The organism is Pseudomonas agronomica, from assembly GCF_025917275.1.
Lineage (GTDB): Bacteria > Pseudomonadota > Gammaproteobacteria > Pseudomonadales > Pseudomonadaceae > Aquipseudomonas > Aquipseudomonas agronomica.
Genome location: NZ_JAOSHO010000231.1, coordinates 1 through 7,818, shown reverse-complemented (window position 1 = coordinate 7,818; position 7,818 = coordinate 1). Strand labels below are relative to the sequence as shown.

Genomic DNA, 7,818 nt, shown 5'->3' with positions numbered 1-7,818 from the left:
AGCAAGCTCGCTCCCACAGGGACTATGAAAAATTAAAGACCCAATAACGACAACATCACAAACGTTGAAAACAGCACGAAGTGGGTCATGCCCTCAATGGCGTTGGTTTCGCCATCGTTGAGGTTGATGGCGCTGACGATCAAGGTGATGAAGATCATCACCGTCTGGACTGGCGTCATTGCCATCTGGAATGGCTGGCCGGTGTAAAGCGCCATCGCTTCCATCACCGGCACGGTCAGAATCACCGTGGACAGCGACGCCCCCAGTGCGATGTTGACCACCGACTGCATGCGGTTGGCCAAGGCTGCCCGCAGCGCAGTGAGAATTTCCGGCGCAGCGGAGATGGCCGCCACCAGGATCGCCGTGACGACCGGCGGGGCACCGGAGCCCTCCAGCCCCAAGTCGATGGCCTTGGACATGATCTCGGCGAGCGCACCGATCACGATCACACCAAATACCAGCGCACCGATTGAAAAGGCCAGGCTGATGGGCTTCGGCTCGGTTTCCACCGGCTCTTTCCTACGACGCTTTTCTGGATAGCTGTAGCTGAAGAAATAGCTGTGTGGGCCCACCTGCATGCGCAGGAACAAAGCGTACAGCACCATCATCGCGCCGATGGTAAACGCCGAATAGGTTTTCCAGCTTTCCCGCGGAATGAACTCCGGCACCACCATCGACACCCCCATGGCCGTGAGGATCATCACACTGTAGGTCCGCGCCGAATCGTCGTTGTAGACCTGCTCGCCATGCTTGAGCCCACCCATCAGCGCCGCGAGCCCGAGGATACCGTTGATGTCGAGCATGACCGCCGAATAGATCGTGTCGCGTACCAGGGTCGGCGACGCCTCGTTGCTCATCATGATCGCCAGGATCACGACTTCCACCAGCACCGCCGACAATGTCAGGATCATGGTGCCGTAGGGATCGCCCACTTTTTCCGCGAGTAGTTCCGCGTGATGGGCCACACGCATGGAGGCTGAGACGATAAAACCAATCAGCACCAACCCGCCCATCAGCGCAACGACCTGCCCGCTGCCCAGCAGCCAATGCTCCAGCGGATAGGCGGCAAACGCCGCGAGCAGGGCCAGCAACAGCAGTTTTTCTTGCTTGATCAACGAGAGCATCGCGAGCCTATAACCATGGACGGGTCATGAGCTACTAGACTGTGACGGACCGGGAACGTTTCGTCCGAATGTGACGTAGCCGTTGTCCGAGGATTATTGCCGGGACGAGGCCGTAGTGGATCAGCCGGTCAGGTTTTACTCAGACATTGGCGCCCGCCCCTGTAGAATGCCGCCATCGATTCGCTGATGAGAAAAGAACATGTACGACTGGCTGAACGCCTTGCCCAAGGCCGAACTGCATCTGCACCTGGAAGGCTCGCTGGAGCCCGAACTGCTGTTCGCCCTGGCTGAACGCAACAAGATTGCCCTGCCGTGGAATGACGTGGACACCCTGCGCCAGGCATACGCCTTCAACAATCTGCAGGAATTTCTCGACCTGTATTACCAAGGCGCCGATGTGCTGCGCACTTCCCAGGACTTTTATGACCTGACCTGGGCTTACCTGCTGCGCTGCAAGGCACAGAACGTGATCCACACCGAGCCGTTCTTCGATCCGCAGACCCACACCGATCGCGGGATTCCATTCGAAGTGGTGCTCAACGGCATCGCCGCCGCGCTCAAGGACGGTGAGCAGCAACTGGGCATCACCAGCGGCCTGATCCTGAGTTTCCTGCGTCACCTGAGCGAAGAACAAGCCGAGAAAACCCTCGACCAGGCGCTGCCGTTCCGCGACGCATTCGTCGCCGTCGGCCTGGACAGTTCCGAAATGGGCCACCCACCGAGCAAGTTCCAGCGCGTGTTCGACCGCGCTCGCAACGAAGGCTTCCTGACCGTCGCCCATGCGGGCGAGGAAGGCCCGCCCGAGTACATCTGGGAAGCCCTCGACCTGCTGAAGATCCAACGCATCGACCACGGCGTGCGCGCCATCGAGGACGAGCGATTGATGCAACGGATCATTGATGAGCAAATCCCGCTGACAGTCTGCCCACTGTCCAACACCAAGCTGTGCGTGTTCGACGACATGTCGCAGCACAACATCCTCGACATGCTGGAACGCGGCGTGAAGGTCACGGTGAACTCCGATGACCCTGCCTATTTCGGTGGCTACGTCACCGAGAATTTCCACGCGCTGCACACGCATCTGGGCATGACCCAGGACCAGGCCAAGCGGCTGGCGCAAAACAGCCTGGATGCGCGACTGGTAAAACCTTAAGCCTGGCGTTCAGCCCCTGTGGGAGCGAGCAAGCTCGCTCCCACAGGGGATCGTGTTCAATCAGCGACTGCGCCTCCGCTCAACTCCTCCAGCGTCTTGCCCCGCGTCTCCATTCCAAACAGCCAGACCACGCCCGCCGCCACGGCAAAGCACAAGGCGCCCAGGGCGAACACGCCACCCTGGCCGGTGATGGGAAAAACCAGCCCGGTGACCAGAGGCCCCAACAGCGAACCGATGCGACCGACCGCCGAGGCAAAGCCCGATCCCGTGGCCCGCGCGGAGGTGGGATACAACTCAGGCGTATAGGTGTAGAGCACTGCCCACATGCCGAACAGGAAAAACTGCATCAGCAGCCCGGTGCCGACCAGCAGGCCAACGTTGCCGCCAAATACCGCGCTCTGGCCATACAGAAATGCCATGCCTCCACCACCGAGCAACGTGATGACGCATACCGGCTTGCGCCCCCAGCGCTCCACCAGCCAGGCCGCCATCAGGAAACCGGGAATCCCGCCCAGGGAAATCAGCACGGTGTAATAGACCGACTGCGTTACCGCGAACCCGGATTGCTGCAGCAACGCACTGAGCCAGGACGTCAAGCCATAGAACCCAAGCAACGCAAAGAACCAGACGCTCCAGATCATCACCGTGCGTTGGCGATATAGAGGAGACCAGATCTGCGCCAGGGCGGAAAAGAAATTGCCCGGTTGGGTCGCCAGCCTCGGCAGGCGTACGGGCTCGGGCAGATCTCGACGCCCCAGCGAGGCCCGGACCTTCTCTTCGATCCGTTGGAGCACGGCATCCGCTTCATCGCCTCGACCGGCCTGTTCAAGCCAACGCGGCGACTCTGGAATGAAGAAGCGAATCACCAGGACGAAGACGGCCGGCACGGCCAGCACCAGGAAGATGTCACGCCAGCCGACCACCGGCAGCAGGAAGTACGACAGCACGCCCGCGGCCACGAAACCCAAGGGCCAGAAGCCGTCCATCAAGGCAATGTAGCGCCCGCGACGCTTTGCCGGGATCAGCTCCGAAAGCATGGATTGGGCAATCGGGAACTCCATGCCCATGCCGATGCCCAGCAGTATGCGAAACAGTATCAGTGCTTCGATGTCCTGGGCGGTGGAGCAGAGATAACTGGCAAGTCCCCACAACACGATGCTCCACTGGAACACAGGCTTGCGGCCGAAACGATCAGCCAGCATGCCTGACAACGATGCGCCCACTACCATTCCAAAGAAACTGGAACTGGCCAGCAACCCTGCCTGGGCGGTGCTCAGGCCGAACTCGGTTTTGATCGAGCCCAGCAGGAACGTCATCATGGCCAGGTCCATGGAGTCAAAGAAAAACGCCAGGGCAATGATGATGAAAATGACCCGGTGATAGCCGCTGATGGGCAGCCGTTCCAGGCGCTCTGCCGCGCTGTAGACGTGAGTGTCCATTTGCCTTCCCCCAATCCGATAGATCCCCGGACCGAGTGTGCGCGAACCACGCTGGCGACGATTGCTGATTGCGACCTGTCTTAGCTCTAGAGCGCCATTTCCAAGTCTTCCTGCCTGGCGAAACGATGAATTTCCTGCTGACCTAGAGCCGTCACCTGCAAGGCCCTGGAATCATTAGGCAAGCTCAGCCAGCCCGACTGCATGAAAAGTTGCAGCAATCCGGCCCCCAAGGCTCCCCCCAAGTGCGGGCGACGCTCACTCCAGTCGGGGCAGGCGCACGCGATGCGAGCGTTGCGATGGGCCAGCGCCTGGATGAACAAGCCGCGCCCGGCGAACTCATTGGAGCCCTTGTGGGTAACGATCACGCGCTGCTCGCATTGCTCGAGCCAACCGGAATCCAACAGTCGCTGATACAGGTCCGCCGCCAACATGCCACCCAGATGGTCATCGCAAAGCCTTGCCCGCATCAGCGAGGCGGGGGCCGTCGGCGCTTTGGTCGGCATGAGACCGCGTTTGAGAACCTCTGGAACCTGACGCGGTGTACTTGCCAGGGTTGCGCTCGCCAAGGCCTCGACGGCAGCACCGATCTCGGGGGCCGCCAGGCGGAAAAACCGTTTGCGGCCCCGGGTCTCGACCGTCAACAGCCCACCGGAGCACAGCCGCCCCAGATGGGCATTGGCCGAGGATGGCGACAATCCCGCCAGCAGTGCCAACTCATCAGCCTGTCGGGCCGTACCGTCCATTAATGCCCACATCATTGCGCTGCGCTTGGGGTCAGCCAGCAGCGTGGCGATCTGGCTGATGCAAGGTGCATGTTCCATGTATTCACTCCCTGTTGAATCATTCGTCTACCGCTCTGGGGCATAGTGACTCCGGACCTCAAGTACCGCCCGAACGAACGGCACGCCCGCTTGTGCCGCAGCCATGTATCAGTGCAGTCGGCAGTATCCAAGACCGTTGAAACCGCACCGATACGTGCGGCCGCTAGTATAAGCGTGCGGCGCACGGTTTCCTGTCCTCCGGAAACCTTTGGAGGCGATAGTTCCTGAGGGAAAAATCTCTATTTGCCAGCGACTATTGCCCGGTACCATCCCTTGAGCGAAAACAGCAGCCTTGATTATCAAAAAATCATTGAAAGAGCCTGTTGTTCCAGGCGCTTTTAACAAAGCCATTAATCGCCAAACATGGGCCCCCTCGAACTCAACAACGGAGCCGCCCCATGAAAGCCATCGCGTATTATCAATCGTTGCCCATCACCGATCCAACATCGCTGCAGGACATCGACCTGCCCGCCCCCATCGCCGGGCCCCGGGATTTGCTGGTGGAAGTCAAAGCCATTTCCGTCAACCCCGTCGACACCAAGGTTCGCCAGAACATGCAGCCCGAAGAAGGGGCCGCCAAGGTGCTGGGCTGGGACGTGGCCGGTGTGGTCAAGGCCGTGGGCAGCGAAGTCACTCTGTTCAAGGCCGGTGACAAGGTGTTCTACGCAGGCTCGATTGCCCGGGCAGGCGGCAACAGCGAATTGCATGTGGTGGACGAGCGCATCGTTGGCCACATGCCAAAGACCCTCGGTTTCGCCGAAGCGGCCGCGCTGCCGCTGACCGCCATCACCGCTTGGGAATTGCTCTTCGATCGCCTGCAAATCAAAGAAGGCCAGAGCAACCAGGACCAGAGCCTTCTGATCGTCGGCGCCGCCGGTGGCGTGGGTTCGATCCTGACGCAACTGGCCAGCCAGCTCACCGGGTTGAAAGTGATTGGCACCGCCTCCCGGCCGCAGACGCAGGAATGGGTGCGCGGCCTCGGTGCCGACCTGGTGATCGACCACAGCCAGCCATTGAGCGAGGTACTCAACAAAGCAGGACAGCCCCAAGTGACCCATGTGGCCAGCCTGACCCAGACCGACCAGCATCTCGATCAGTTGGTCGAGGCCCTGGCGCCGCAAGGCAAACTGGCGCTGATCGATGATCCGAAGTCGCTGGACGTGACCAAGCTCAAGCGCAAGAGCCTGTCGTTGCATTGGGAGTTCATGTACACCCGTTCACTGTTCGAGACGGCTGACATGCTTGAGCAGCATAAACTGCTCAATCGAGTCGCCAGCCTGATAGACGCAGGTACGCTGAAGACAACGGTTGGCGAGCACTTCGGCACCATCAACGCCGAAAACCTGCGCCGGGCTCACGCCTTGCTTGAAAGTGGAAAGGCCAAGGGCAAGATCGTGCTCGAAGGGTTCTGATCACCGACCCTGTCGATCGTGGCGAGGGATTTGCTCCCTCGTCACAAAAAATCCGCACCGTCAGTCCGACAATTGACCGTTGTCACAATTGCGCTTGCATTCCGGTCTACACTCGAGGCCTTTGCAACGCAGTCTTTTACGTGAGGAGGTCAGCAATGAAGATCCTGATAAAAGAAGTGGCAAAATCGCAATGGCAAGTGCGCCTTGACCAGCACGTCGTGACTTTTCGCACCGAGGCCGAAGCCCAGGCTTTCGCCACCACCCTGCAAGCGCGTATTCACGCACCGCATCATTTCCCCGAATATCAGCAGCGCGCGGCTGGATGAATCATTCCTGCCGACCCGCCTGAGCAAGCGCCCGGGCGTTTTGCAGACGGCGGGTCAGCATCGCGGCGCTCACCACCAATAACCCACACAGGCTGATGACGATTGCCATCGGCACCGCCGTGCCGTCATGCAATGCCGCCACCAGCGCGGCGGCCCCTGCGGCGACGGAAAACTGCAAGCATCCCAACATCGCCGAGGCACTCCCCGCCCGAGCGCCCTGCCCGTTCATGGCGCAGGCCGAGGCATTGGGAATGATGCAACCCAGGCTGGCGATACAGATGAACAACGGAATCAACAATGGCCACAAGCGCTCCGGCTGCAGGGCGCAGACGGCCAGCAGACTGAGCCCGGCAAGCCAATAGACCCATACCGCACGAGCCAGCAGGAATGCCGGGCCGCGCTTGGACAACAGCCGGGCATTGACTTGCGCCACCAGTATGAAGCCCGCCGCGTTCGTGCCGAACAGCCAGCCGAAATGTTCGGCGGGGACGCCGTAGAGCTTGATGAAAACAAACGGTGAGCCGGCGATATAGGCGAACATCCCGGCGATCGCGATGCCTCCCGTCAGGGCATGACCGAGGAAGACCGAGTCTGTCAGAAGACGCCCGTATTGGCGCAACGCGCCGGATAACGGTTGGCGTGGCACGTGGGCCGGCAGGCTTTCAGGTAACCACAAGGCAACCGCGGTCGCCGCCAGCGCGCTGAATAACGTCAGGCCTACGAATATCGATTGCCATCCGTACAGGTTCACCAGCAAGCCGCCCAGCATCGGTGCGAGGATTGGCGCCAGCCCCATTACCAGCATCAATTGCGAGAACACCTTGGCCGAACCCACTGCGTCGCATTTGTCGCTGACCACCGCCCGGGAGATCACCATTCCGGCACAACCGCCCAGGGCCTGGACGAAGCGGGCGCCGATCAGCCATTCGAGGCTCGGCGCATAGGCGCAGGCCAAGGATGCCACGGTAAACAAGCCGACCCCCGTCAACAGCGGGATGCGCCGTCCGAAGCGATCCGCCACCGGCCCGTAGGCCAATTGTCCGAGGGACAGCCCTAGAAAATAGGCCGCCAAGGTCAACTGGATATGTTTTTCGTCGGTGCCGAAGGCCGTGGCCATTGCCGGGAAGGCGGGCAAATAGAAATCGATCGCCAAGGGACCGAAAGCGCTCAAGGCGCCAAGAATCAGAATGGTACGGAGGTTCATCGGGCGTCCCGTTCAAGCGTCAGTCGGCAGCCCGACAGTCTAGCCGGGCCGCGCGCGCTTGAACATTCCGATAGGTCGCTAACGATTAAAAAACTTCACGCAGGACTGGCCTCGTACCCCTCCTCCTTGATTGCCTCGATCAGGGTATCGGCCGGCACCGCACTTTCGACCTTGACGGTCTTGCTGCCGAGATCGATTTCTACCTCGGCTCTCGAATCTTTGGCATGAAGCGCTTGGGTGATGGCTTTGACGCAATGTCCGCAAGACATACCCGGAACGTTAAAGATTGGCATGAAATGACTCCTTGGGATTGGGTTACCCGCAGTTTCAAGCTTGCCA

General features: G+C 60.3%; 8 protein-coding genes. 3 read left to right on the top strand and 5 right to left on the bottom strand.

The window, feature by feature from the left end; genetic code table 11:
* Positions 1–32: 32 nt before the first annotated feature.
* The gene (locus tag OC610_RS16605) at positions 33–1,124 is read right to left on the bottom strand and encodes a calcium:proton antiporter (RefSeq protein WP_030138059.1); all 1,092 of its coding nucleotides are present in this window, start codon (positions 1,122–1,124) and stop codon (positions 33–35) included.
* 199 nt (positions 1,125–1,323) lie between these two features.
* On the opposite strand from OC610_RS16605, the gene OC610_RS16600 reads away from it, so the two are divergent.
* Positions 1,324–2,277, top strand: coding sequence for an adenosine deaminase (locus OC610_RS16600; protein WP_030138058.1), 954 nt, complete (start codon positions 1,324–1,326; stop codon positions 2,275–2,277).
* Between the two features lie 56 nt (positions 2,278–2,333).
* Here OC610_RS16600 and OC610_RS16595 read toward each other — a convergent pair whose 3' ends face one another.
* Positions 2,334–3,716, bottom strand: a complete 1,383-nt coding sequence (locus tag OC610_RS16595) for an MFS transporter (protein ID WP_264429120.1) — start codon at positions 3,714–3,716, stop codon at positions 2,334–2,336.
* 86 nt (positions 3,717–3,802) lie between these two features.
* Entirely contained in the window at positions 3,803–4,537 is a 735-nt protein-coding gene (locus tag OC610_RS16590) for an ArsR/SmtB family transcription factor (RefSeq protein ID WP_264429118.1), read from the bottom strand.
* Positions 4,538–4,935: 398 nt separating this feature from the next.
* Here OC610_RS16590 and OC610_RS16585 point away from each other — a divergent pair, with 398 nt between their 5' ends.
* Together OC610_RS16585 and OC610_RS16580 are read left to right on the top strand one after the other, a co-directional pair.
* Complete coding sequence (locus OC610_RS16585; protein ID WP_264429116.1) at positions 4,936–5,949, top strand: zinc-binding alcohol dehydrogenase family protein; 1,014 nt, start codon at positions 4,936–4,938, stop codon at positions 5,947–5,949.
* 155 nt (positions 5,950–6,104) lie between these two features.
* Positions 6,105–6,275 carry a hypothetical protein gene (locus tag OC610_RS16580; protein WP_181287283.1) on the top strand — a complete coding sequence of 57 codons (171 nt, stop codon included), beginning with the start codon at positions 6,105–6,107 and terminating at the stop codon, positions 6,273–6,275.
* 1 nt (position 6,276) lies between these two features.
* On the opposite strand, the gene OC610_RS16575 is transcribed toward OC610_RS16580, so the two are convergent.
* Positions 6,277–7,479, bottom strand: coding sequence for a multidrug effflux MFS transporter (locus tag OC610_RS16575; protein ID WP_264429114.1), 1,203 nt, complete (start codon positions 7,477–7,479; stop codon positions 6,277–6,279).
* 95 nt (positions 7,480–7,574) lie between these two features.
* Positions 7,575–7,772, bottom strand: a complete 198-nt coding sequence (locus OC610_RS16570; protein ID WP_264429122.1) for a heavy-metal-associated domain-containing protein — start codon at positions 7,770–7,772, stop codon at positions 7,575–7,577.
* Positions 7,773–7,818: the final 46 nt, after the last annotated feature.

Bases quoted from the DNA above. Each gene is read 5' to 3' on its own strand.
- OC610_RS16575 (WP_264429114.1), bottom strand. From the start codon at position 7,479: ATGAACCTCCGTACCATTCTGATTCTTGGCGCCTTGAGCGCTTTCGGT.
- OC610_RS16585 (WP_264429116.1), top strand. From the start codon at position 4,936: ATGAAAGCCATCGCGTATTATCAATCGTTGCCCATCACCGATCCAACA.
- OC610_RS16590 (WP_264429118.1), bottom strand. From the start codon at position 4,537: ATGGAACATGCACCTTGCATCAGCCAGATCGCCACGCTGCTGGCTGAC.
- OC610_RS16580 (WP_181287283.1), top strand. From the start codon at position 6,105: ATGAAGATCCTGATAAAAGAAGTGGCAAAATCGCAATGGCAAGTGCGC.
- OC610_RS16600 (WP_030138058.1), top strand. From the start codon at position 1,324: ATGTACGACTGGCTGAACGCCTTGCCCAAGGCCGAACTGCATCTGCAC.
- OC610_RS16595 (WP_264429120.1), bottom strand. From the start codon at position 3,716: ATGGACACTCACGTCTACAGCGCGGCAGAGCGCCTGGAACGGCTGCCC.
- OC610_RS16605 (WP_030138059.1), bottom strand. From the start codon at position 1,124: ATGCTCTCGTTGATCAAGCAAGAAAAACTGCTGTTGCTGGCCCTGCTC.
- OC610_RS16570 (WP_264429122.1), bottom strand. From the start codon at position 7,772: ATGCCAATCTTTAACGTTCCGGGTATGTCTTGCGGACATTGCGTCAAA.